This is a genomic window from Fodinisporobacter ferrooxydans, from assembly GCF_022818495.1.
Taxonomy (GTDB): domain Bacteria; phylum Bacillota; class Bacilli; order Tumebacillales; family MYW30-H2; genus Fodinisporobacter; species Fodinisporobacter ferrooxydans.
Window position 1 is genome coordinate 579,418 of sequence record NZ_CP089291.1, and the last position, 25,556, is coordinate 604,973.

A 25,556-nucleotide genomic window follows, 5' to 3' on the forward strand; every position below is an offset into this window, starting at 1 on the left:
TTTTTCACTACAAATCCAAAACATATTTGAGGAGTGTGCAGTATGAATAAACCGTCGGAATCCCCAGCGGGCGTTTCTCCGATTTTCCGGGTTTCGGGATATACTTCCTCCGAATGGGATGCGGTTCGTGTCTGGTTAGGCTGGCTTGTACCCGTGCAATGATCTCGGGGTAGTCCTTTTCCAGAATATGCTCGCGCATCGTTTCCCCGTCGCTGCCCGGTGTTTCGCTGCCTTTGTTGCTCTTGATGTTATGAATGGCGGTGAGAATGGTTATTTCCGATTTCATGTATTCCAGCAGTCCTTTGAACCGGGGTTTTCCTCCCCGATTCAGGGCGGCTTTGGTTTCGATATACAGGAAATCCAGCAGATTTCTCAGATCGATTTCGGATGATAGATTCTTGTGTTCAGATAAGTTAGATGGTTGAGCCAAAGCATCACCCCCCTTGTAGAGGATTTTACTTTGGGTTGAGTCAGGTATGCGCAGCGGCTTCCCTAACGGTTGAATGATTCATGTAAAAAAAAAACTTCAGTCATGACTATGCCCCTTCGCTCGGGGTCGTTTTCTCCTCCTTCGCATATCGCTATGCGTAGTGACTAACGGCGACCAGTCATCACTACTACGGGCTGATGTCCCCTGAATGCGGCAGCCATTTCCTTCTGCTTAGAAGCATTAGAGTTCTCTCTCCTTGACATCCTCTTTCAGGGTTCCGCTGTTTCCTGTATTCTAGTCTTGTAGGATTCCCTTAGGTCTCTCTTATAGCCCGCCAGCCGTCCTTTTATCCAGGGTTGGGGGATGCAGGACTTCTATCCTTTATGGGATAGAGATCGTGGTCGGCATTTTCTATTACCGTCCCGATGACTGAGCCCCTTATCAGGGGCGTGCAACTTCATTTTGTTGTCACTGGTTCTTTCGAGCCGTACACTCAGAGATTCGTCGGTGTCGATGGACACATTCTAACCATAGAATTCCATGACCCCCCGTCTACTTTACTTGCCATCTCAGGCTCGTGTTTCGCCGTCCTCAGCGAGCTCTCATACGGGACAAGAGAGAACTTGACCGCATGTCGCGGGGCTTAGGGTAGGAACGCCAACCTTCGTTCTAAGCAGGTACTTCCCCTGCCTATTTGAATACAGAATTCGATTGCCGGAGGCAATCGCTCGCTTTTATTGAGCGTTTCCGCTCAGGTTGTGGCGAGAACAGCGCGCACAGAAAAATAACCCAATCAGGCGATCTCGTGATATCCTTAAGGTTCTCAAGCCAGAAAGGAGATCAGATCGCTGAAAGGGTTACACTTGCTAGTTTACCCGATTTCGTGGCGATTGACCATACGATGCTAACATTTATGAATGAAGTTTTGTCTGCGTTCCGAGCTTGCTTTTCCCGAAAAGCCGCATATATCTTTGGCCATCTGTTTGGCGCCATCGGCATCCTTATGGGGACACCTCGGAAGTGGTTCTGCCTCCCGTAATTCATGAACTTGCAGGATGGTGTGAAATCCATCTTCGGCTGGGAACATCCAGCTGAGCGACAGGACTCCCATGTTGTGCAGATGATCGATCAGGGATTTGTAGCCGCCCAGGCGTTCGGGAAAGCAATCCTGCTCTTGGATCGCTACTTCCTGTCCATTCTTGTGAGCACCGATCTTAACTTGGCGGCGACGGACATCATCGAGTGATACGGATACCGTTTCAAGATCGAATGCACGTTCCGGGAAATGAAGCAAGCCATCGGCGGATTCAGCTACCATTTCTGGAGCAAGTCCATGCCGAAGCTGAAACGGTATCGCAAGAAGGGAGAATCCCATCCAGTAGAACAGGCTATCGATGATAAGCAACGTACCCACATATGGAATAATGAAATAGCATACAAGTAAACCCTAACTGGGGTAATGTTTGTTGATACAGGCACAGAGAAAGGGAGATATAATGAAAGAGAATATTGTTAAGGTAGAGGCGGGATGGAACTTTGACAACAGTTATGCTCGTTTGCCGAAATCCTTTTTTACGACAATCAATCCAACTCCTGTAAGCTCACCGAAGTTGATTATTCTTAATAAATCGCTTTCAGGATCCCTGGGTTTGGACGTTCAAGCTCTGGAAAGCAAGGATGGCGTCGCGGTGTTTGCCGGCAATCAAGTTCCCGAAGGCGCTTCTCCGCTTGCTCAAGCTTATGCAGGACATCAATTCGGGCATTTTACGATGCTAGGGGACGGCCGTGCAGTTCTGCTCGGAGAACAGCTGACTCCTGATGGCGAACGATTTGATATTCAGCTTAAGGGTTCAGGCAGAACACCATACTCTCGTGGAGGTGATGGTCGAGCGGCGCTTGGGCCGATGCTACGTGAATACATTATTAGCGAAGCAATGCATGCGCTTACCATTCCTACTACCCGCAGCCTGGCAGTCGTGACAACAGGTGAGTCCGTATTCCGCCAAAACGAATTGACAGGCGCCGTTTTGACTCGCGTGGCCGCTAGTCATCTGCGCGTTGGTACTTTTCAATATGTAGCAAAATGGTGCAAACCGGAGGATCTCCGTTTACTCGCGGATTACACACTACAAAGACATTTTCCAGAAGTTTACGCCGAGGAGAATCGCTATCTTGCCCTGCTTCAGGAAGTGATTAAAAAACAGGCCTCACTGATTGCCAAGTGGCAGCTCGTTGGTTTTATTCATGGAGTAATGAACACCGACAACATGGCGCTTAGCGGGGAAACAATTGACTACGGTCCTTGCGCCTTCATGGATACATATGATCCGAAAACTGTGTTCAGTTCCATTGACCGTCAAGGCCGTTACGCCTTTGGCAATCAACCGTATATTGCCGCGTGGAATCTCGCAAGATTGGCCGAAAACTTATTGCCGTTGCTACATGATAACGAGGAACGGGCTGTCAAAATCGCCGAGGATGCAATATCAAATTTTAGTAAGTTGTATTACAGTCATTGGCTTGCTGGAATGAGAGCGAAACTCGGAATCTTTGATGAAGATGCGCAGGATGAAACCCTTATAAAAAATCTGCTCCAGTTGATGCAGAAATATGGCGCTGACTACACGAATACCTTCCTTGCATTAACTTTTGAAAATTTGGATGATACCGTCCTGTTTGACTCCACTGAATTTAAACAGTGGCATGAGCAGTGGCAGATCAGACGGAACAGGCAAAAGGAACTCAAAGCTTCCTCACATGAGTTGATGCGCAAGAGCAATCCGGCGGTAATCCCACGCAATCACCGAGTAGAAGAGGCTCTAGAAGCTGCGGAGAGAGGAGACATCAGTGTGATGAAGAGACTGCTGGATGTGCTGTCGAGCCCCTATGCGCACTCTCCTGAACAAGCCGAATACGCAGCACTACCTGAACGAACAGGCCAACCTTACCGGACCTTTTGTGGTACCTGATTTAGAAACACATGAACAACATTCAATTATAAAAAGCTCCACGATTTATTTACCGAAAAAGGCATGCGATGTGCCCTTATTTTATTCCTGCACAAATTTCCGTTTGACCCGCAACTTCAAAATGTACACCATCTTCTTCAACCGACACTCCTTTCGGGATGATTTTTGAAATTTCAACTATCTCATCGTACTTATTACTCTCATATTTTGCCTGCCGATACAATCTGCAACACTTAAACTGTACCGGCATACTTTCAAGATCCTTCCCTGTTAGCAAATGAGTCAACAATGGATGAATCTGTGCGTTTGCCATTTGATCGCAATTCTTCCTATCGCTGTAAATTGTTCGTTTCTTCTAAACCAAAAAGGCTTCTTGCTCCAAAGTGCCCCCAACTTCGAGCAGCTTCCGGATCAGCCGTTGCCATATTTCATAGTGTGGATTCGCCAATAATCCTTCCAATCGAACTCGGTACTCTTCGTCAAAAGGTTCGACAAACTCAATCAAGTCATCGACCCACTGCGGTTCCATCCTCCAGGGATGCACATGCGGCCAAACGGAATCTCGGAGTGTCTGAAAAATCAATATGCCTCCATAATCGAGATCACCCCAATGAAGAAACACTGGATTTTGTCTATCATTTTGAATCGAAATTTCCATTTGCACTTGCTTAGATTCTTCCACTTGCACTTGTGTAAACTCTGCCAATTTACGCAGAAAACGCCGTTTACCGGGACTTGGGAAACCACCGAGATAAATCACGAGCTCGTCCTGCTTTCGTTCATGTCGGATATAGTGGCGATAATTGGTTCGGTTTTCAATCGTTACAATTCGACTGATCGGCAGGGCAATGATCTGCAAATGATCGATTACCTCCGTATCCAAAGCCAAGCCAAAAGGAAAATCAGCACAATCCAACTTTAAATTCATGTCAATAGAAAGTTCCAAGCAATCAAACTTCCGGTTGAGACTGGATTCAATCGGACTCTTGCCATTTCCCCATTGAAGTGATTCGTTTCGAAGAGATTCGCCCCAAACTCCAAAAACGATCGGTCCGCAAAAAGCGATGTCTTCATGTGAAACTGCTATGCCAATCTCCGAAAGCAAATACGCGTCCAATTCAACCGTATTTTCAGCAATATGCAGATCTCTTGGAAAAGCCGTATACTCCCAATAATGGCGCAGCAAACTGACGATTCTGGAACGGACTTGCGTTTCGAACGCTTTACTGGACTTTAAATACCGTTTGGAAAACAGACGCATCGGCAGCACCTCGTCCCCCTTGTCGACGATTCCGGCGAGTGTTTTCAAGAGCAATGAACGTTTGTCTTGTTGTACAGGGATCAGAGACCCTGGTATCGACTGATTCCGATCCATATAGGACTTGACGTCGGCTATCCATGCCTGTATCCACGACGGCAGCAAGTTCCCGAATCGATCAATCAACTGTAACAGCTCCTTGCGAACTGTTTCGAGTTCATCCGCTTTTGGCCTCCGTCCGAGCAGACGATAAGCTGAATCAATCCCTTCCCAACAAAGCAGGACGCGGGCAAGCATATTGCCGACTTCAAAACGGCCCCATTCCAGTTCTACGATTCCTTCCTTCGCCCACTCTTGCAGCCCCCGATGAAGTTCCCGGCGTTCGTCTGCATCCATGCCTCCTGATTTGTACTTGGGAACGACAGCGTCTGTCATCGCTAATTGGATCCGTCTTGCTGTCCGTTCCCCGCGTACAAATGCCGTACTCGATTCATATTTATCCAGCAATTTGTGTAATATCGTAAGCGCATAATCACTTCCAGCTTGCGACATCTTACACACTCACCTTTTCTTTCGCCATATCAAACTCCAATACTTTCGTTTGGCTTTGAATACGTGTTACGATCAATGTCCGATCGACAAGCGGGGCAATATCTGCCAATTTCTCTGTTGGTGCCGATAATATGACCTGCAGGCCGAGATCATGAATCAATCGAATACTCTCGCGAATACGCTGGTGGTCCATCTTGCTATATGCTTCATCAAACACGATCAGCCGTAACGTATTGTCTGTTCCTGGCCGTCCCACCCGATATAATTGCATGAAGGATGCCAGTACCGAGATATAAAACGGGGTTTGCGTCTCACCGCCAGACTTTTTGGCAATGACACGCGACAACCGCGACTCACGCCCTTCTTCGTCTTTCACGATTAAATCGAAGTTGAGATATGTCCGATAATCCGTGAACTTCTCCAGATTTTTTTCGAGTTCTGTCATGGCGTATGGATCTGTCTCGTCCACATCGATAATATTGCGGAACAATTCTTCTACTACTTCACCATGTTTTTCTTGAAAGCTTTGTGAAAAGAGTCCATACCCTTCCATTAAGAGCTCGTCCATGATCATCTGGTAAAACCGGAGATATTGAGCATTCGGTGTGATTTGGAAGCGATATTGATCCCGACCGAACGAGATGCCTTTTAAAGCCGCATTTAATTCACGGATTTGGCTTTCCACGGTATAGATGTTGCTTTGCAGCTTGCTGACAAAGTCCTCTTGAAACTGAATTTGGGCACGTTCTTTGGCCTGCCTGATCTTCTCTTCATACTCAGTCAGTTGAGAGTCAATAAGGCGCTGCAACTCGGTTTGATATGCTTCATTGTCTGCACGCTGAATATCAAACCCTGCCTGAAAATCTCGATTGAAATCCGCGCGCAGCTTTACAAGCTCTGTCCACAAAGTGTCTTTGCGATTGCGATCCACTTGCATTTGCCGTCCGAAATTGAAAAGAATGGTCGTCGGCGATCCGAGCCGCTGCATTTCTTGTTGGAATCTCGGTTCACCCTTTTCCATTACGAAAGCTCCAGTAAAGGAGTCTTCAATGTTTTTCGCAGCCTCATTGCGATCCATTTCCAATTTCCTTCGCCGCTCGCCTTCCAATTGATCCAACTTGATTTCCAATTTGGTTTTTTCACTTATCGCATGTTCTTTCTGTTGCTCCACTTGTTTGATCTGTTTTTCACAATCTCGAATTTTATCATCCAAATCCAATAAATATGACAAATCGAGTGAACCTAAATCATGCAATACTTGACGGAGTTCGGTCTGCAGTACAGGAACCCGAATTAATTCCCTCTGCGCATCTCCAACGTCGCGAAGATCCCCTTCAGACGGTGGTGTCATACTTGCCCACTTTGCGGCAGATTGCACGCGCGGCGACCACATTTCCACCAATTCCTCAACCACTGCCAGTCGGGCAGATTTCAGCTCCAACTGCTGTGCCAACGCCCGTTTCCCGATAAACAGATTCTCCCAACGTTTTGGATCCATTTGGCGCGCGACATAATTTTGATAGAGCATGCCGTCCGCCGTAACAGCTGTCCGATGGTTGCGCAGCTGCTCGATTTTCTCAACTTTCATTACCCGGCCTAACAAAAAGTCGGCATACACGCGTGCAAAAGCATCTTCTGTTTCAATCTCCTCAGCGAGACTGCCCGATAGACGCTCCGGTTTCTGTTCAAGGATACGCCCTATATCGACAATGCCGACATCGTAGATGTGCTGCTCGCGTTTAACGGAATCATACACTTCCAATGCCAACTGAAAATATTCCGGCGGTACCAAGAGATAAAACCGTTGTGTATGCAAATAGCCTTCAATGGCTCTGTGCCAAGTTGGATCAGGGATCTCCAACGCCTCGGCAAAGATTGTGACAGGTATGTCGGCACCCGTTTTCGTGCGTAAGCTTGTCATGATCGCCCGCTGCAGTTCTGTAACTTTTCTATCATACGGTTTGATGCCCTTTTTTAATTCTGCAATGACAGCCTTTAGTTCTGCCTGCTCCTGATTTAACCGAGCCAGTTCATCTGCAATTTTTCTATGGATTGTCCCGAGCGAATTCGCAGCATTTGCAAGCAGGAGTTGTACATCTGCGAACTCATCTACATTTAGTTCACAACTTGTAGGGTCGAAAGTGTTCAGACTTACACCAGAGAGATCGACTGGTTTACGAAGCATCTGCATCGCTTGGCCGATGCGACTGCTTGCGGCCTGGATGTCAGCAGATAAATCATCCTGGGTATCGCCAGTTATCCATTGCTCCCATGATAATGCTTGTTTAACACCCGCTGCCACGGCCGACCAGCGTGCGGAAAGGTCTAGCAACATTCGCTCTTGCCGTTGAATCGATTGAAAAATGGAAACAAATTCAGCATGCAACAGTTGTTTTTTATTTTCCAAACTCTGCTGTTTCACAAAAATATCCGATTGCACACGTTCATCTCGCCATGTATCTCGTAGATTTTGAAGATCTATTTGACGTTCTTCATGGCGCTTGATCTCTTGGTGAAGCTCCGACAGCCTATGTTTGCTTGTCAATACTTCATGCTCCAACTGCTCTAATTGAGTTTCAATTTCAACGACTTTTGCACGATCGACAAGGTATTGATACACTTGCAGCCTTTCCTCTACGGTTGACAAGGATTCCGCTTGCTGCCCGATCTGTGTAAGTGCATCGACTTTTTTGCGAACATGGCGCAGTTCGTCTTCCATTCGTCGGTAATGCCGGATATTTTCACGCATATCTTCAATATCCAATCGATGCTCGACATCACAAACGAACTCCGATATAAACCCTGCAACATCCATAATCGGCGAAAAGGGTACCGCCTTTCGAAAGAGTCGAAAAAACTTTTCCCCAATGTTGCCCATGTGGCTGCGGAACATGTCCTGGTATCGTTTATTGGTTTCATAGAGTTCAAATTTGCCCTTGCCTTTTTTACTGCCCCATTGCCGCAGCTCCTGAATACTGAGCGGTGTTTCCTCACGAATGAAATGAAAAGAAGGCAATTCATCAAGCAGCGAAAAGAACCGATGGTTATAGGTTCCATCAGGATCACAATCAAATATGATCCCCATGCATAAATGTTTCTTTTTTACCGTATCGTAAAATTCCGCCACAACGTAACTGGAAAATGTTTCATCGGCCCGTAAGTACACAATTCCACTGTCTTCCGCATCCGCTACTTCCCCGAACAAATATCCCTTTAAACTGCGGCGCGAGTTATCATTTGCCGCTTTATTGAAAAAATGGCCGCTCGTGTCTCCCAATATGAGCATCTGTAAAGCATCGAGAATCGTTGACTTCCCAGCCCCATTCTTGCCGGTAAGAAACGTAATCTGCTGAAGGTTCAGCACTTCATGTACGATGTAGTGCCAATTGATGAGAACAAGCTTTTCCAATCGTTTCATTCCATCTCACCTTCCTTCTCATCGATCGATGCGATCCGATCTTGCACTTCGACGTCCAAATCTTCTTCAAGATCCATTAACTCTTCTTCTGGATCGTCAAATTTCCCTTGATCCAGCATTTCATACAGTTGACTGATTCGCTCATCAGACACCAACATGCGAATCGTCGGATAGACAATCCAGCGACTATCCGGCTGAAATCCTTCACCGTCAATTCTTTCCATGATCGATAATTTTCGCAGCTTCATGAAAGCAGCTTGCAACCGTGTCACCGCCAATTTCTTCTCGATAAACCCGAATGCCCGCAGTTTTTCGTATACATCACGCAGCCAGATGACAATTTCTCTGCGGCCTGATACTTGCTCCAGTTGTTCATCGTAAATAAGCCGCAAAACATATAGAATATATGTTGTGAGTTTGTCCGCATTTTTCCTGTTTCGTCCAAATCTGTTGTACAATGCCATCACGCCCCGCAGGCTATCTACCTGCAGTGCCCATCCGCTGACACTGAGATACGCATCAAGCATCGGCTTGACCCTCTCAGCAAACCTATACTCGCGACTGCCTGTCAACCGTCCCTCTTTTGCATCCCATACGTCTCGCACCAAGAATGTTTGATCAAACAATATGCTTAGGAGTCGCGAAAATTGTTCTCTATCCCGATCTGACAATGCTTCATATTCTCTTTGCCAATCCACTGATGTGCCCCCATTCCAGCAGGTTGCTCATAAAATTGTTGCAAAAGGCAATAAAATTACTAGTAAGACTCATTAAAACTCTTTCACAACGAATGATGTGATTTTTCCCCAATTAATCGCTTGAATGTCAATGCCGGGATTCTATAACCATTTACGATCACCGCATCCGCTTCATCGTCCCATGCAAGGCTATACGGGATATCCGATTCATCTGCCTTGATGACCGCAACCATCGTCCGCAAAAAATCTTCCACTTCATCGATTGTTAATGCGTGAGCCTCCAAGATGCCTTCTGCTGGCATTTGCGAAAGGATAAACTCGATAATATGTTCATTGGAGAACAGTGATTTAGCCCGTTCGATCAATTCGTCCGCTTCAGCAGCAAAAAGCACGTCCGGTACTTTGTCCTTCGTTTTCAGCGGTTGCGTTTTTCCACGTTGCCGACGTGTCGGCTCTGTGAATAGTCCATAAGAATCCGTATATTCTACCCGGAAAATAGGCAGTTTCTCCATCTCGGGCAAGATGCTTGATGTGGACATCTGCTCAGTATCTTGCAACTTGGGCAAATGTTTTAAAAGCTCCACAAGCTTACCTTTCGTATTTCGATCCGAATTGAGCAAATATTGAATGCGTTCAACCGAAGCTCGACTGTATGCGCTATTTCGGCGATCGATTTCATGCAGAAAAGAATCCATCGTTTCAAAACTGTCTAGAATGAACTGGATCATCCGGATGATCTCATAACGGGCCGTATCATCTTGTATTCCGCTGCGATGTGTCCGCATGGATTGTACAAGCAAATCAAGCACTTCACTATCCTGCAGCCATTCGCGCAATAGAGAAAGAATCCGGGGCCGGAACCGGTGCACGCTATCGACTGTTTTCAATGGATGATACGTTTTTGCCGCCACAAGCACTTGGTATTCATCGAAATGCTCCTCCAATAATCCACGTATGTCCTGTCGTTCCTGTAAACTTTGATAGAATTTGTGGATGTTATGCAGCAAAGCCCGCAAGCTAGCCAGCAAATCCTGCGTATGATCATATGCACTTTGCAGCGCCGGAAACATATAATCTCGTTCTTCATTCGCCGTCCGCAAAACCGAATATGTGCTATATACAAACGAGTTGTATGGCTTGTCGATCGGGTGGACAATACTATGAAGCACATCCAGCACCAAAATCGCATAATCAGGTACAATCAAGAGCTCGTCAAGAGAATTTTCGTCAGGAACGGATGTCAACCACTTGCACTCTAGTAATCTTCGAATTAATGCGTGTGCTTGACCAGATAACGTTTGTTCCCCTTCCATTCCCGTCAATTCGTTATTCCCATACAAATTGTCCGGTTGCTGACGAATGAAAGAATTATCTATCGAAACCTCAACCTGCTCATCTTGTAATTCCATTAAATCTGCAACCATATGATCGACCAGATACGCTGCCAAGTCTCCTCTTTTGAAACGCAAATTACCCTGATAGCATTCCCGCAGAACCATCAAGGCACGAAAATATATATGTTTATTTTTGGAGGACAAAATCGAAAAAAACGAATCTCCTACTATTTCGAATAAGCCTTGCACTCGTTTCACCCTATCAGATAATATTATATTTATAGTACCTGATTGGGCAATATCTGTACATGAAGTGGATGGAATTGGTGACACGGAAGAAATAGAGCCGACTTCCATATCGAACCGCGCATCTGTAAAGCCGGATATGCGACGGATACGCATAGCAGAGCGATGACTTGTGATATAGGAGACGTATCGCATTTGTTGTTTGCCTCTCTCAACTTCCAGCAACTTTTTTCATGCAATTAGTCTTTCCAAAAACTAGCTTTTTCAAACTCGGGTTTTTGCTAAATGATAAAACAACTAAAAGCACCAAAGAATCGATCGCATCCTAAGAGAATAATCGGCCGAGTATAGCGATTTATGCTAAACTGGGATAGAACATCTTGTAAGCAGTAAGGGGATCGTGTCGATGAATCTGGTATCTTGGAATGTCAATGGTTTGAGATCCTGCGTAAATAAAGGATTTCACGAGTATTTCAACCATATCGGGGCAGATATATTCTGCCTTCAGGAGACGAAACTGCAAGAAGGGCAAATTAGCCTGGAGCTTGGCGAGGAATATAGGCAGTACTGGAATTACGCCCTGAAGAAGGGATATTCCGGGACTGCCGTATTTACGAAGATTCAGCCGCTTTCGGTACGTTATGGCCTGGAAGAGGAGACAGAACCCGAGGGGCGGATTATTACTCTTGAGTTTGACTCCTTCTATCTTGTTAATGTATACACTCCCAATGCTAAGCGTGATCTGTCAAGACTTGCATATAGACTGGAATGGGAAGATCGGTTTCGAAACTTTCTTCTGCAGCTTGACGATCGGAAACCCGTTATCATTTGCGGTGATTTGAATGTTGCGCACCAGGAGATCGACCTCAAGAATGCGAAGGGGAATCGCGGCAATTCCGGCTTTACCGAGGAAGAACGGGAAAAGATGAGTCTGCTCCTGGACTCCGGCTTCACGGATTCCTTCAGATATCTTTATCCTGAACGAACCGATGCCTACTCTTGGTGGTCGAATATGCCGAAGGTGAGAGAGCGGAACGTCGGATGGCGAATCGATTATTTTCTCGTTTCAACGAGACTGCGTCCCTTCATTGTCGACGCACGAATTGATTCCAACGTATTGGGGAGCGATCACTGCCCCGTTGTGCTGGAATTGGCCAATTTTAACGAATCCCTTTTCCTTCCACGGGACACAATCGGATAGGATACGCTCCGTCGATATAAGGCTGAACGCGATGAATGAGCGTAAGTCACTGCAACAGTATCGACTCCTGTCCTCGCGTAAACAAAAACCCTTGCCAGAAAAAACTTTGCACATGAACGGTTATCGATAGTTCAGTTTCATCAGTTCTTCCCGGAAAGCTGGTTTCCTGGGATATTTGGCAAGCAGCATATTTGTAATTTGCAAAGCCTCCGCTTGCCCGCCCGCTTTTTGCAGCATTCGAATGATCCGGCAAACATCCTGATAGTGCTTTCTCGTATTCGCGTGTTCAGCTGTGGATTCAATATGCAATTGAAACAGCTTCTTCACTTCAGTAGGAAATTGCCGAATCAGGTGCGGATAAAATTGTTCAATTCTGGCAGGTTGTTTTTTCACATATTCCAAGAGCCGCTCCGTTTCACGCTCCTCTACAAGAATCCTAGTATAAATAGCACTATGCCAACCGTTATTTTCCATTTTCTGCAGCATGCTTTGATAAACAGCCTGCCATTCTTCTGCCGGATAGCTGTCTTTAAGCGGTTTATAATAGGAGAAGTCTCCTTCGAGCACAAGTTCCTTACCGATTTGCTGCTGCAATTCCATTTTCCCAGACCGTCGGCAGGCTTCATACCGAAGTCCTTTCCATTTCGTTACCAGACCGCGCAGACCTTTGGCTAGATCCTGTGCTTCACCTTCTTCGGCTAGTCTGATGGCTTCATCATATTGCCGTTTCTTTAGTGCGTTCCGTATTGCCAATTCCCGAAAACCAGAAAAATGAAGATTGCTTGTCAGAAATTTTCCCGCTTGTTTCCGGCTCCCATACTCTTGAATGAACTGGTAACGAATCATGGCCAAACGCTCCGCAAAGTAATTTCCGCTCCAAGATCCTTCCTGTTGTCCGGAACTAAATTGAGAAGTATGTTCTTCCCATTCTCTTCGCAATTCAGCGGTTACAGCCAAACTGGATGCACTTTTCAGTAAAGACAATTGCCAATCCGGCCATCCGTCAAGCTGAGGATGTTTGGATTCCTTGAGCAGCATATGGAACAATTCACCCAAATCCTGTTGTGGAATCTCCCACTATAAAGTAATGTTTTCTCCTGTTTTCTCGCTCATTCTTAGTTTTACAACTTTGACACCTAGAGAGTGTTGGTGAAAGATTGCATAGAACCCATATTTTTCTGTAAAGGCCGGTGGCAGGAATAAGCTTGAAATCATTGTTTTCCAAACTGTGGATAAAATGGTATGATCGCACAGTGGATCTCCACGTTCTCCCTCGGGGTTTACCCTCCCATGTCACGCTGGGTCTATGCCCTTACATTCCTTCGTTCTACCTCTCAAGGGGTGGAGGCCGATTCTTGCTCCTCGACTGGGTCGTTGCCCTTATGGATAAAATCCTTCGGCTTCTCCGGTGCTTCCGTTGTCAAAGTTGTGCACATCTGAATAATCGAGTTTTCAGTTTGTTGATAATGTTGAATTTGTGAAATATCCAGTTGTGGATATTTCATTTATTAAAAACCAGATACTAAGCTGTTGATACGTGTTCTATTTTTTATTTTATGCTGCACTTTGTTGTAGCTGGGCTTGTCGGACTGGCCCCAGTACATCGTTTGCGTTATACTCTTTCTGCTTTGTCCCCAATGTATAAAGTACGCGAACCAGTTTTCCACATAAGGCGATGATCGACTGCTTCTTTTTTAACGGATTCTGACTACGTGTCGTGTAATACTTGTGCAGCTCTTTAAATTCTTCGTTTTTGGCCACCATCGGTAGCATGGCGCGAAACAAGATGCCTCTTAATCGAGAACGACCCCGCTTGCTGATCCCCGTTTTCCCCTTCCGTTTTCCAGAACTATTCTCAGTCAAATTCAGTCCAGCCAAGCGGATGATTTGCTGTCCGTGATCATAGTTGTTGAGATCGCCAACCTCCGCTAGGAAACCGGCGACGGTCAGAACACCAACCCCTGGGATGCTCAGCATCTGCCGAGTTCCGGGGATCTTCTCAAGAATCTGCAAGACTTGCGCCATAATGGTTTCTTCCTGCTTGCCATACAGATCGTACTGCTGCAGCAAGATAGTCAGCTCGATTCGAGCCGCTGCCAGTCCCTCGGTAAGCCCGATGGAAGCCGTTGCGGTCGCATAGAGCTGCTCCGCTCTCTTAATGCCCACCCCACGCTTGATTTCCGTCTTCCAATGTGAGAGAACGCCTCTGGCGCCTACGGAGACAATCTCCTCTGGAGTTGGAAACTGACGCATGGTCATGAGGGACGCTTTCCCTTCCCAGTCCTTAAATACCTGTGGATACTCTGGAAAGTAGCGGTCAAACCAGTTTGTGATCCGTGTTTTCACTTGAATCAAGCTCACCATGACCTTCTCGCGAAGATTCATCAGAATGCGTAATTCTGCGTATTCCTTGGTCGGTAAGTTAGGTTCTGAGTACTTTCCATTCCGAATGAGGTCGGCAATGACTTTTGCATCCTTGTAGTCGCTTTTGGTCTGTGAGTTGTCCTCGAGCTCCTTGCTCTTGTTCACATGATGCGGATTGACAACAACAACCTGAATGCCTTGCTCCTTCAAAAACGCCGCTAACGGGAACCAGTAGTGTCCAGTCGGTTCAATGCCGAATATAATGTCTGTTTTCTCATGAATTCGGCCAAGCTCCTTCATCCACGCTGCCAGCTTCGTCAGCCCTTCCTGGTCGTTGTGAAATACACAGTCCTTCCCAAGCTCAATTCCACGGAAATCCACAGCTCGAGCTACGTGTATCTTCTTTGCGATGTCAGCTCCAACCACCAATGTTTTCTCGGTAATTCTTGTAATCCGTTGATTCTGTTTCTGCTTCGTCTTATACTTCATGTGAGCGCCTCTTTTCGTATGTAGGTATTGTTCTGCGTCGAACGTTTCCTAGTATACAAGAGGTGCTTTTTTCGTTCAAAGCTTAAATTACTTCATTACAGGAATTGCTCATACTAGAAAGTCTTGCACCAATCGGTCCAAGACCTGTTCCTGAAACACTTTCCTGCCGGTTTCTTTCATCGTTTGCAAAAGCTGTTCATCCCAGGGAATGTCCAACTGATTCAAAAGTTTATGCTCGTTTTCCGTGAAATTTGGGTTGTCATTTCGAACAGCTGATAGATACGTTTCTGTATCCATACGCCATGGAATCAATTGACTCCCATATCTCTTCATCAACCCGACCGCCATGGATAACCCTTTTACATCAAAATCTCCACTATAATAAATTCGGGGCTGATCATTTGCATATGTCATTTTATCCAATAACCGTAATGCGGCTAGAGATGGTTGACCGCTTGTGCAGATCAATAGATGTGCCTTTCGATCTGGTCGGCCTGCGATTAAATCAATCATCGTACCAAAAATAGATGGATTTTCTACAACCATAATGTTCGGCCTGTCTGAAAGATCTTCTGCTTCCAATCGTTCAACTGCAGCTAATGGCAAAGCAATGGGCATTCCCTCAAACTTTTTGATTCCTGCAACCCAGACGATCGAACTGATATCATCCAGTATAATTCCGGACAAAGCATACTGTTCCCGGGTCCATTCAGCATGTGACATATCTTCCACATTTTCCGAATCGTCAACAGCATCTGTGCCCTTTAAGCTTTCGTCCGGTGCTAATCGTTCAGCGTTATCCATTGTGTCAATATTTATTGCTGTACTATTTGTACGATCCCATTTCACATTCGACGCATACCGTGTCAATTCCGGATTCGACTGCCACGATTCAAACCACGCAAGCATCCCCCAGTAAAACAATCTGCCAGACAATGTATTACGATCCAATCGATGGGGATCACCGGTTGTCCTTGCGGCAAATATCGGCAATCGTTCACCTTTTGCCGGTAATGCCAGCAATGCCGAAATCGTCGTTCGCAGATTCGGGCTGTCATTTTTTTCACGATATTCCTGATAAATCTCCAAGAATGTGCGATACCCATAACCAGTCCCGCTCTGTAATTGTCTGATCCATTTTTCGATTGCTTCAGGATTCGCTCTTTGGCATACTTCACCATTTGAAGCCTCGAAATGTAAGATTTCGATTGCCCAATTACAGAACTGTTCCCAATTTTTCTGTTCTTCGTCCAGTTGTTCCTGTCGAGTCGACCAATTCTCTCCACACAAAAGACGCAAACAATCGACGGTGGAAACTTGAAAGTGGGTTTGCTGCAGTGCCTGTTCCAAATCCGTCATCCGGAAGCGAAACTCTGATGCACCATACAAATTGACGGCAAACAAACCTTCGAGTGCTTGCCGTTCCTCCTCGCCAAGCTGGGTCAAACGGATCGAGCCGGCAATCCGCCCATAACTTTCATATTTTTTGCAAACCAGCATCCACATCCGGCGAAATCCAACCTGCCCAATATATTCTTTACATTCCGTTAACAAATCCGCCTTTGACCACGCCTTTAACGAATCAGGAGAATTTGCGTAACCAGACACATCGCCCCCTCCATTACTCATCCTGCCAGATCCCTGCAGCTTCATTCTTCCTCTCGAGCTGCAGCAACTTCGTTCAGCGCTTCCCAATCTTGATCGCCCATCAATCGTCTCTGAACACCATTCCAGTAGTAAGGAATCAACGTGACAAAATCTACATCCTGTGGACGGTAAATTTCATAAATGGACAATGACGGCACCGTATCATAACATCCCCATAAGACCTGGCTCGTCATCATATAATCGAATTGCATCTCGGTCAGCAATTGGAACATATCGCGCATATTTTCATCGTCGACACCGGCAAACGCTTCATCCAATGTAATGATACGGGGAGCATCAGGGCTCGAATCTTTATAACGTGAATCCGTCGCTGCGAACAATGGAATATACATTGCCATCGCCCGTTCCCCACCACTCATGGTATTAAAGCGGGAGTCGGTCAACTCGCGCCAAGATTGGCTGCCTTTGCGAACATACAGGGTAAAGGCAAACCAGTTGCGATAATCGAGCAGTTCCTGGATCCACCTGCGGAGTCCTTCACCTTCCGCCGCATCTTCCTTCGCCCATTGAATACGGGAACGAAAATGTTCCACCATTTGCTCAATCTCTTCGTCCAATAATGTACTCGGATGTTTGCGCAACAGCCTGACCAGTTGTTCCGTATCCAGTTCCCGTTCGTTGTGTGCCGCTTTCGGCTTCCAATCCAATGATAGGACAAGTCCGCTGGACGTTTTTCTGCTTTCCATGAATTGATTCATTACCCGCACCCATTGTTCCGCACGATTGATTTTATCCTTGATCGCACGGCCCACACTATGAATCAGGATCTGTTCATACAGTTCCCGGTCCTTTTCATCGATCAGCAACTTCTGCTGTTCTTCCAGCCGTACCAGCTCACGCAAAAGCATCCGCGGTGTCCATGGCTGATTGCGATCCCGCAGCGATTCGATTAGGATCCGGTTGTATATGGAATCATACCGTTGTTCCAGCGAATAATCGAGCAACGCATTTTTTGCCAATGTGAATGCATCTTGCAAATGGTACTCCAACTGTTGGATCTTGCGGGATTCATAACGGGAACGGAAAAGGACACGGATCGCTTGGGCTGTTTTCAAACATGCTTGCATAGATTCCATATCATCTGCCGTTTTCTTGATCGGATGATCCAGTTCAAATCCGACAAGCTGCAGGTTCCATTCGGTACGCCATATTTGCAAACCGTCCTGCAAATCCTGCTCCTTCTGTTCCAGTTCACTGCGTTTTTGTTGCAATTTTTCCCCTGTGGCTCCACGCTCGCTTTCCAAAGTACGGAGCTTTGCATTGCAATCATCAATCGTCTGCTTCCATTCTGCCTTCCTGCTTTGCAATGCCTGCAAACGTTCATACACATCATAGAGCCCCAACTCTTGCACCAATTTTGTCAATGCATGAGCGGAAGCTTGTTGCTGTTTTTCGCGTTCCTGCAAGTGTTCCAACTGTTCCTGTTCCATCCGGATACGTTCCGATACTTCTTCCAATTCTTCTTGGAGTTGTTCCGCTTCCACACGCATTCTTCCAAGAATCACAAGTGTAGATTTCAAACTGTTGCCCAAACGTTCATAGTCTTGCAGGATTTCGAGGGCATCCTGAAAGTCTTTTTCTCTCTTTAATCGCGACCATTTGGCTGTTTTTTCAAGTACCACCCGTTGCTGTTCACGCCAATTGTGCGTGGCTTCCTTATATGCCACACTGCAATCCGCTTCAATTTTTTGTGCATGCTCATAAAAAGCTTTTGCTTCCTGCAGCATCTTGTATACAGATCGCAACTCATCTTCAGGCGGTAAAGCGAGCAGTTCTGCACGGATTTGCTCCGATTGTACCTGCAGGTCCTGAATATGCAAAAGAAGGGAATCCATCTCGTCTGACAGGATTTTTATATTCTCTTCCAGTTTCTGAATCGCAGCCAACCTCGTCTGTCTGCGCGCTTCGGCACCGATCCATTCAGCCCGCTCCTTGCCAGCGACTTGTCCGGACAGAGGTCCTAAATGAAATGAGCCTGATTCAGTAATCGAAGCTCCCGTGGTCATTTCTTCACCTACTTGAATCGTTCGCAGCACGTCATCGATGTGACACTTTGTCAGACCACATTCCGCGCTTGGGGTAGGTTCCAGATAGTCGGCCAATGTATGTCCATACAGTACTGGCGATGGCCGAAGCCAGGATTCCTCTTCCTGATCCAATATCTCAATCGCGTCAGGGGATATCCAGGCATCCAATAGTCCAGCATGGTGTAAGGCAGTTTCCAATACAGCCTTTGTCCGCTCACCGACATGGGGCTTGAATTCACACAATGCATACAGCGGTCCTCCAACATTGTTACTCGATTCCATGCGACGCTTGCGGGCGTTTTTTCTTGCCTCACTGCGCTCCGGTTCCGGTTCCCTTTGCTCTTTCCAAGCTTGCAACTCCACTTGCAGTTGATTCAAGTTTTCTCGTTTCAGTTTACATTCATGCTCTGCCTGCAATCGTTGCGCGGTGAGTTCGGCTTGGGCCCATTGTTCCGATTTTTTGCAAGGTTCTACAATTTCTTCGTAAGCCAACTCCGGATATCTTTGCAAGCGCTGCAGCATGGTGTGAAACGCTTCTTCCGCTACCGGCAAACGTTGCAGGCTCTTGAACCAGGCAAGCAACCGATCTTCGTGGGCGATGATCGCTGTCTGCAGTGCCTCTTCTTTTGCACGGACTGTCCGTTCCGCCGCATCCCGTTTTTCCCGCGCAACGCTCATGCTGGTTTCTGCGTCTTTCATCTTCGCAGCAAGATCACGTTCCTTCACACATTCCTGCAATACATGTTTCAATTGTTCGCGATACACCGCCAGATCCCGCCGCCAACTCGCCCACACCTGCTCGGGCACGGCCTCATCCAACCGCTTCCACTGACGTTCGTATAGATCATGATCGTAAAATTCCACATCTTTCGCGAGATCGTCCAACTCTCGTTGCAGTGTTTGCTGCTCCGGCAATTGCTGTTCCAACTGCTGGGTGACGTCCAGCAAACGATTTTCTTTTTTGTCTTTCTCCTGTTGCCCGGCCCGTAATCTTGCGTTTGTTTGATTCAGTCCCTGTTGTGTTTCTTGCAGTCGTTCTTGCATCGCCTTAAGCTCATGTTGCTTTTCCATTGCCTCCGAACGATTCAGCAGCTCGATTTCTGTCTCGGTCGCCATGAGTTGCTCATTGGCTTCATTCAGCGCATTGCTGTTTTGTTCGTATTGCTCCATCAGGCGGTTCCACGCCTGTTCTTGCTCCGATACCTCTACAGCTTTCTGTTTGCGCAATTCTTCTTCCTGCAGCAGCAGCACAGACTGATTGAATAAGCGATATTCATTATACTGATCATAGCTGTCTGCCAACTTTTGCGCTTCTGAGCGGTGCAGGCTCAATTCATCCAAGCGGTCACTGATCTCATCCATATCTTCGAGCACTTCCGAAAGCGGACGCAGCTCTTCTTCGCTCAACGGCGGCAATGCATCATTAAGGATCCCGTAAATGGTTGACGGTTTGAAATCTTTGGACAGCTTGGGGGAACGCAACTGGATCATCAAATCCAAAAGTTCTTTGTATGCTTCCGGATCGGAAAATCCGAATAACAATTTATTTATGAGCTGACGGTATTCTCCCTGTTCGCGGACGACTTTTCCTCCGTCTCCGATCACAACTTCCAATCCGGTCCGGTCTAAAGGCACTTTTTGCCCATGTTTCTCAAACAGATCCACATCATATAGGAAGATATCCTTGCCGATCCGGCGTTGGTCTGTAACCGCAAATCCCCAGAAGCCGACTTGTGCCGCTCCACGTCTGGCACGCAAGCCAATCCCGACTGTCAGGTATTTATCGGTCACAGGCTGATGAAACTCCAGATACAAATATCCAGTCCGATCCTGGATTCCGCTTTCCGATTCACCGAGTAAATAAAATTCGATTTTTCGATCCTTGGAACCAAACGGGTCCAGTCGTGACGGACGTTTGTCGCCATCAAGCACCAACGGCAAAAAACTCTGCATCGTAACCGATTTTCCAGATCCGTTAGTACCGCGGAAAATCAACCGGCCATCTGACAAATGGAAGACTTCATCCGCATGGTAATACCAAAAATTAAAAATACCCGCACGATTCATGCACCATCTATTGAATTGCATTTTACTCATTCGCTCCTTTCCAATTATAAATACCGTTCCATCGCATGAATGCCGGATACAATCGAATCGTATGCGGATCATCGACGTTTCCGAAATTCCATTCTGCCAGGTGTTGCAACAGCTCGTCCGCCAAGGAACTTGTAGTTTTTTCACGATACGCCTTGCTCCAGTATTCACCATGGAATCCCTTCAACCGGCTTAAAACCCCTTCAAAATCTGTACGCGTCAGCAGCAAATTGCCGCATTCATCTTGTTCAAAGAATCCTGGCGTTTTGAATAACATTCGGCGTATTTCACCAGCGAGCAGCATCATCAGATCCGACTCACTGCCAAGCGTCGGGAACAAATCCATCTCCCCAGTAAGTTCTGTCCACGTAAATACCAACCCTTCGCGAAAGCGCCGGCCTTCCAAGCCAAACATGGTTCGCATCTGATCAATCAACCACGAACGTTGGATCTGTACGTAACGTTTTTCTTCATCCGTCCACTGCCAGTCATAAACGACCGGCTCTTGCATCAGTCTGCGGAAAATCGTTTGCCGCCGTGCTTGGACATCCGAATTTCCCGCTGATAAAGTTGCATATTCCGCTTCAGGCAGCGCAACCGTTGGCGCAATCAATTCCTCCATCGAATCATAAGCCATCAATTCTTTTGGAAAACGTCGCAATACGTAGCGAGCCAACGGGGATGCTTCATACAATACGTTTTGGTCGCCACCTTCACGCGCCCAATCGGTTTCTTCACCTTCCACCACGACCAACACATCCAGTTCCCGTAATTTTTTTAACGCCCTTGCCATCGATAGGCGATGCTCATACAAGGTCCAATCCAAATATACTTCTGACGATAGAAGGTGATCACGAATGGCATCCACCATTTCGGATAACAAAAATTGTTCCGACTCGTTCCGTCCCTCCATGTACCAAAGACCGTATGTGAACAATGCGTAATCACGAGGACTGTGGAATGAGTCAATTCGCATCCACGGCTGAAACGACCCTGGGATTTTTTCCAATTTAACAAATGTCCGTGTCACAATCAGGCTAAAACCCGCGTGTTCATGAAACCAATCTCGCAACCGTTCATACTGATGTTTGACTGCCAAATACAACTCCGGATCCTTTTCTTTCCTGATCCAATGTCTATTCAGGAGTGCCTGGGCCGCCTGTCGAAATTCCGCTTGCAGTTGTTCCTGTTGACGAACCCTGCCCCTTCTACGCATTCTCACTTACCACTCACCTCTTTTACGACAAAGCCAAAATCGGGCATTTCGAGCGTCCCGTCTTCGCAAGTCAAATATGCCCTTTTTCCATCACCCGGAACTTGCAAGACGATTTCCAGACCATCCGGCGTCCGCGTCGTACGTGAACGATTGGCGATACAACGACTGATCCAGAACAAAAGAAATTTACGTTCCAAGCTTGTCAATCGCTCCAATTCACTTACCTTGAACGTCCCCAACCGCAACCACTTTTGCAAAATATCGTTCTCCAGTGATTTTTCTGCGAGAAATGCCTGCTTAGCTTTTTGTTGCTGTTCTTTTCGATCCCGGATCGCTTCTGTGCCACCCGTTTTCCTATGCACGCGGCTGCGTGATCTCAATTCACGGATGATTGGCACTTCATCCCACATCGACATATCAGCGGAGTCAGATGTCCGTTCGCCCTCCCCTTGAAAATGTCTTGTTTTGTACAGTCCGTACGTATGTGCAAACAGCCGCTCGGCATCTGTCAGCTCATCGAGACGCAAAAACCATTGGCCCAGATAATCCAATTCCCTTTTTCGGCTGATTCCGAAACGGTGTTTTTCTTGAATCGCAAGCGCGGCTTTCACCATCTTGGCGATGCTGTCTTTGGTTGCACGCTCCAGAAATACTACATCGCTTTGTTCCATGTCCTTGCCTGTGAACCAATGCACAAATATCGACCATTCCTCCATATGCCGTTCAAACCGTTCTTCGTCCGGTATCATCTCTTCCAATGAAGGCAGTCTGGCTTCATCTGCAACAACTTTTTGTACAAAACGATTCCAAACGTCAGCTTCCGTCTCACGCAGCACCGCTTCCAGTTGCCCGCCCGTACGCTGCAATACGACGATAAAATTGCGTAAATAGTGTGTCAATGTGTCCTTAAAGACCAGAAACTGATCTGTCAGCATCAACTCTTCCGCTTTGCCTGTTTGCAGACTCGCAAGATAGTCGGATGCATTCTCATGCAACTGACGGAAGGCAAGCTGCAAATCGTTCCATAACAGCAACGCTTCTCCGTCTTTCCAATCGTCTGTATCCCGAATTTGCCTGACATATCCCGACAATCGCTCCAGTAACGTCGGTTCCAGTGATCCCCCATACCCTTGAATGTTTTCGAGACTTTCCAACATGCGTTCGATCTCAATCGTATAGGGAGTAATCTGATACCGGTAGCGTTTGCGCAAATATTCTTCAATCGTTGTTGCCCGTCCACCGTCATGACGGCTGTTCAGATTTTTCCATTCTGTCAGCACTTCCAAGTCCCGTTGACATTGTTCCAACGTATAACCAGACAATAACTCCCAATTCATGACACCTTCATGTACTTCTTCAACCTTCAACCAATATTTCAATTTGCTGTGATTTTCATAGAAATAACGAAGAATCAATCGGTACCTTGCCACATTGTCCGCATTCAGATACTTTGTCTCGGGTACCGGCTTTGTCCACAGTTCTTTTACTTGCTTTCGATTCACCGCACTCATCCTCTGCAAAACTATCGAATCTATCTCTTGATTACTATAATAGATTTCCGGCACGATAAACACCATCCACACCACATTAAATTATGGTATTAGGATGGACCATTTAATCGGAATACAGGCATAAAAATACAAATTTTACCTATAAAGGAATTTAAATATATATTTCACCGAATTTCTACTTATCCCTTCAGATAATTTGCAGACAATATAATAATAAAAAATTATTATCATGATTCCAATTATCTATTTTACTTATCAAACATAACGGGCTATGCTTTCTATGTATTCAACATGGGGGTGTGAGAATGAAACAGAACTCATCTGTACTAGTACAATGTAAGCCAGGAAAAGCCGAAAAAGATCGTTCAGATTTCAGTAAAGGAAGGCTATCACGGTGGCTTTGGCTGGGGGGAATTGCTTTTACATTTGTCATTGCACTTTTGGGTTTAGGATTGTCAAAACTTTCGATATTTGACCGGGTAGGACAACTCGCTTGTGCAATCCTTATCGCAGTAGCGTACAGACAGGTTGCTGGTTATCCAGAGTCGATTCGTCTGGGAATACAATTTTCAGCAAAAAAATTATTGCGATATGCCATCGTTTTGTTTGGCTTGAAGTTGAACATCGACGTAATTTTGCATCAAGGATTGTGGCTGTTGGTACGTGATACAGGAACGATTGTTTTTGCCATAACCGTGACGGTGCTCATTGCAAAATTGTTCAAAGCTGATAAATCTTTATCGTTCCTCCTTGGCATTGGGACGGGCGTATGCGGAGCGGCTGCCATTGCTGCTGTTTCTCCGATTCTGAGAGCGAAAGAAGAGGACACAGCAATTGGTGCGGGTATTATCGCACTGATGGGTACGGTGTTTGCCATTGTGTACACTGTCATTCGGCCTTTTCTTGGACTCTCGCCAACAAATTATGGAATTTGGTCTGGCGTTAGTCTTCACGAAATCGCCCATGTCGCATTAGCTGCGGCTCCTGCTGGTCAGAACGCTTTAGCCATTGCGCTGTTGGCTAAACTGGGGCGTGTATTCTTGCTGGTTCCTCTCAGCTTTATCCTTGTAGCTTGGATGAAATACAAAGGTAAAGGGGAGTCGGAAGCTGCAAAAATTGAATTCCCGTGGTTTCTCATTGGGTTTATTTTAATGAGCCTTGTGGGTAGCTACGTTCTTGGAAAATACATTTTTCTTTCTGCAGTAGTCATGAATGACATCGCGATCGTCACTAACTTTGTATTGACTATGGCAATGGTTGGACTGGGGTTAAACGTAAGTTTCAAAGACTTGCGTTCAAAGGCACTGCGACCACTCATTGCGATGACGATTACCTCGATACTTTTGTCGACGTTTACCTTTTTCACTGTTTGATTATCCTACCGAAAAGAGGAATATAAATGAAAAAAGTATTGTTTGCAACCGACGGATCTAAAGCGTCTGAAGCTGCACAAGATAAGGCTGTAGAACACTTAAGGGTATGGCCAGAATCTACACTTACCATACTTTATGTTACAGACAGGGACGCCATGGTAAGCGGCCCCTCTGGAGAAGCAAGGACGAAAGTGATACAAAATAGAATCGAAACATTTTACCATGGTATTGCAAATAGCAAATGAATCGAGTAAATTAACGAATGTAACCCTTTCAGCGATTGATCTCCTTTTTGGTGTGGACACCTAAGGATATCATACCTTCGCTTGATTGGGTTAATTTTCCATAAAGAACTTTTCACTGTCCAGTAATTTCATTATAGTGTGTGTTCAAAAAGTGGTTAAGTAAGACACAAGGAGTGCAAAGCCGAAGCACGAAAAGGCGACGGAGTGTACGTGTTTGGTACATGAGTAAGCCTTTTTGGGATTCGGCAAAGCAATCCGCCGTGGAGTTTTGACTACTTTTTGAACATCCTCTTATAGCATAAAATTAGTTTACTTTGGTATAAAAAGTGGTTTACAATTATAAATGTTTCGATATGATTAAACTAGCACTAGAATTAGGTAAAGTGAACTTATACTAAATTTAGCTGTTTTAGGCGCGGAACTTGTAGAAATATTGTCAAAGTAACTAATTAATTTGATTCAG

17 protein-coding genes are annotated in these 25,556 nt (G+C 46.1%); 4 read left to right on the forward strand and 13 right to left on the reverse strand.

The genetic code is table 11. The features are described 5' to 3' along the window. Window positions 1-7: 7 nt before the first annotated feature. Entirely contained in the window at window positions 8-430 is a 423-nt protein-coding gene (locus tag LSG31_RS02905; protein ID WP_347437910.1) for a hypothetical protein, read from the reverse strand. 904 nt (window positions 431-1,334) lie between these two features. Continuing rightward, a complete protein-coding gene (locus tag LSG31_RS02910; RefSeq protein ID WP_347437911.1) occupies window positions 1,335-1,835 on the reverse strand; it encodes a hypothetical protein in 501 nt (166 codons plus the stop codon). Window positions 1,836-1,926: 91 nt separating this feature from the next. Here LSG31_RS02910 and LSG31_RS02915 point away from each other — a divergent pair, with 91 nt between their 5' ends. After that, entirely contained in the window at window positions 1,927-3,399 is a 1,473-nt protein-coding gene (locus tag LSG31_RS02915) for a protein adenylyltransferase SelO (protein WP_347437912.1), read from the forward strand. A gap of 76 nt (window positions 3,400-3,475) precedes the next feature. Here LSG31_RS02915 and LSG31_RS02920 read toward each other — a convergent pair whose 3' ends face one another. The 5 genes from LSG31_RS02920 to LSG31_RS02940 form a co-directional block, all read right to left on the reverse strand. Next, entirely contained in the window at window positions 3,476-3,712 is a 237-nt protein-coding gene (locus tag LSG31_RS02920; protein ID WP_347437913.1) for a hypothetical protein, read from the reverse strand. A 42-nt stretch (window positions 3,713-3,754) separates the two neighbouring features. Further along, window positions 3,755-5,209 carry a Wadjet anti-phage system protein JetD domain-containing protein gene (locus LSG31_RS02925; RefSeq protein WP_347437914.1) on the reverse strand — a complete coding sequence of 485 codons (1,455 nt, stop codon included), beginning with the start codon at window positions 5,207-5,209 and terminating at the stop codon, window positions 3,755-3,757. 1 nt (window position 5,210) lies between these two features. Continuing rightward, window positions 5,211-8,627, reverse strand: a complete 3,417-nt coding sequence (locus LSG31_RS02930; protein ID WP_347437915.1) for an ATP-binding protein — start codon at window positions 8,625-8,627, stop codon at window positions 5,211-5,213. After that, the gene (locus tag LSG31_RS02935) at window positions 8,624-9,325 is read right to left on the reverse strand and encodes a DUF4194 domain-containing protein (RefSeq protein ID WP_347437916.1); all 702 of its coding nucleotides are present in this window, start codon (window positions 9,323-9,325) and stop codon (window positions 8,624-8,626) included. The genes LSG31_RS02930 and LSG31_RS02935 overlap by 4 nt, the downstream gene beginning before the upstream one ends. 83 nt (window positions 9,326-9,408) lie before the next feature. After that, window positions 9,409-11,100 (reverse strand): Wadjet anti-phage system protein JetA family protein, encoded by a 1,692-nt coding sequence (locus LSG31_RS02940; protein ID WP_347437917.1) that lies wholly within the window; start codon window positions 11,098-11,100, stop codon window positions 9,409-9,411. A gap of 211 nt (window positions 11,101-11,311) precedes the next feature. Here LSG31_RS02940 and LSG31_RS02945 point away from each other — a divergent pair, with 211 nt between their 5' ends. Then, complete coding sequence (locus tag LSG31_RS02945; RefSeq protein WP_347437918.1) at window positions 11,312-12,106, forward strand: exodeoxyribonuclease III; 795 nt, start codon at window positions 11,312-11,314, stop codon at window positions 12,104-12,106. A gap of 120 nt (window positions 12,107-12,226) precedes the next feature. Here the strand turns inward: LSG31_RS02945 and LSG31_RS02950 are convergent, their stop codons facing one another. From LSG31_RS02950 to LSG31_RS02975, 6 genes are all read right to left on the reverse strand, one after another. Then, window positions 12,227-13,144: a hypothetical protein gene (locus LSG31_RS02950; protein WP_347437919.1), complete on the reverse strand. Its 918-nt coding sequence runs from the start codon at window positions 13,142-13,144 to the stop codon at window positions 12,227-12,229. A 516-nt stretch (window positions 13,145-13,660) separates the two neighbouring features. Further along, window positions 13,661-14,959 (reverse strand): IS110 family RNA-guided transposase, encoded by a 1,299-nt coding sequence (locus tag LSG31_RS02955; RefSeq protein ID WP_347437920.1) that lies wholly within the window; start codon window positions 14,957-14,959, stop codon window positions 13,661-13,663. Window positions 14,960-15,067: 108 nt separating this feature from the next. Beyond that, the gene (locus LSG31_RS02960) at window positions 15,068-16,567 is read right to left on the reverse strand and encodes a TIGR02679 domain-containing protein (protein WP_347437921.1); all 1,500 of its coding nucleotides are present in this window, start codon (window positions 16,565-16,567) and stop codon (window positions 15,068-15,070) included. Between the two features lie 41 nt (window positions 16,568-16,608). Next, complete coding sequence (locus tag LSG31_RS02965) at window positions 16,609-20,742, reverse strand: TIGR02680 family protein (protein WP_347437922.1); 4,134 nt, start codon at window positions 20,740-20,742, stop codon at window positions 16,609-16,611. Between the two features lies 1 nt (window position 20,743). Further along, window positions 20,744-21,964 (reverse strand): TIGR02678 family protein, encoded by a 1,221-nt coding sequence (locus LSG31_RS02970; RefSeq protein ID WP_347439429.1) that lies wholly within the window; start codon window positions 21,962-21,964, stop codon window positions 20,744-20,746. A 2-nt stretch (window positions 21,965-21,966) separates the two neighbouring features. Next, complete coding sequence (locus LSG31_RS02975) at window positions 21,967-23,466, reverse strand: TIGR02677 family protein (RefSeq protein ID WP_347437923.1); 1,500 nt, start codon at window positions 23,464-23,466, stop codon at window positions 21,967-21,969. Window positions 23,467-23,780: 314 nt separating this feature from the next. On the opposite strand from LSG31_RS02975, the gene LSG31_RS02980 reads away from it, so the two are divergent. Both LSG31_RS02980 and LSG31_RS02985 read left to right on the forward strand, forming a co-directional pair. Next, window positions 23,781-24,848: a YeiH family protein gene (locus LSG31_RS02980; protein WP_347437924.1), complete on the forward strand. Its 1,068-nt coding sequence runs from the start codon at window positions 23,781-23,783 to the stop codon at window positions 24,846-24,848. 26 nt (window positions 24,849-24,874) lie between these two features. Further along, on the forward strand, window positions 24,875-25,093 hold the full coding sequence (locus tag LSG31_RS02985; RefSeq protein ID WP_347437925.1) for a universal stress protein: 219 nt from the start codon (window positions 24,875-24,877) through the stop codon (window positions 25,091-25,093). Window positions 25,094-25,556 lie beyond the last annotated feature (463 nt).

Bases quoted from the DNA above. Each gene is read 5' to 3' on its own strand.
- LSG31_RS02915 (WP_347437912.1), top strand. From the start codon at position 1,927: ATGAAAGAGAATATTGTTAAGGTAGAGGCGGGATGGAACTTTGACAAC.
- LSG31_RS02920 (WP_347437913.1), bottom strand. From the start codon at position 3,712: ATGGCAAACGCACAGATTCATCCATTGTTGACTCATTTGCTAACAGGG.
- LSG31_RS02925 (WP_347437914.1), bottom strand. From the start codon at position 5,209: ATGTCGCAAGCTGGAAGTGATTATGCGCTTACGATATTACACAAATTG.
- LSG31_RS02930 (WP_347437915.1), bottom strand. From the start codon at position 8,627: ATGAAACGATTGGAAAAGCTTGTTCTCATCAATTGGCACTACATCGTA.
- LSG31_RS02940 (WP_347437917.1), bottom strand. From the start codon at position 11,100: ATGCGATACGTCTCCTATATCACAAGTCATCGCTCTGCTATGCGTATC.
- LSG31_RS02945 (WP_347437918.1), top strand. From the start codon at position 11,312: ATGAATCTGGTATCTTGGAATGTCAATGGTTTGAGATCCTGCGTAAAT.
- LSG31_RS02950 (WP_347437919.1), bottom strand. From the start codon at position 13,144: ATGCTGCTCAAGGAATCCAAACATCCTCAGCTTGACGGATGGCCGGAT.
- LSG31_RS02955 (WP_347437920.1), bottom strand. From the start codon at position 14,959: ATGAAGTATAAGACGAAGCAGAAACAGAATCAACGGATTACAAGAATT.
- LSG31_RS02965 (WP_347437922.1), bottom strand. From the start codon at position 20,742: ATGCAATTCAATAGATGGTGCATGAATCGTGCGGGTATTTTTAATTTT.
- LSG31_RS02970 (WP_347439429.1), bottom strand. From the start codon at position 21,964: ATGCGTAGAAGGGGCAGGGTTCGTCAACAGGAACAACTGCAAGCGGAA.
- LSG31_RS02980 (WP_347437924.1), top strand. From the start codon at position 23,781: ATGAAACAGAACTCATCTGTACTAGTACAATGTAAGCCAGGAAAAGCC.
- LSG31_RS02985 (WP_347437925.1), top strand. From the start codon at position 24,875: ATGAAAAAAGTATTGTTTGCAACCGACGGATCTAAAGCGTCTGAAGCT.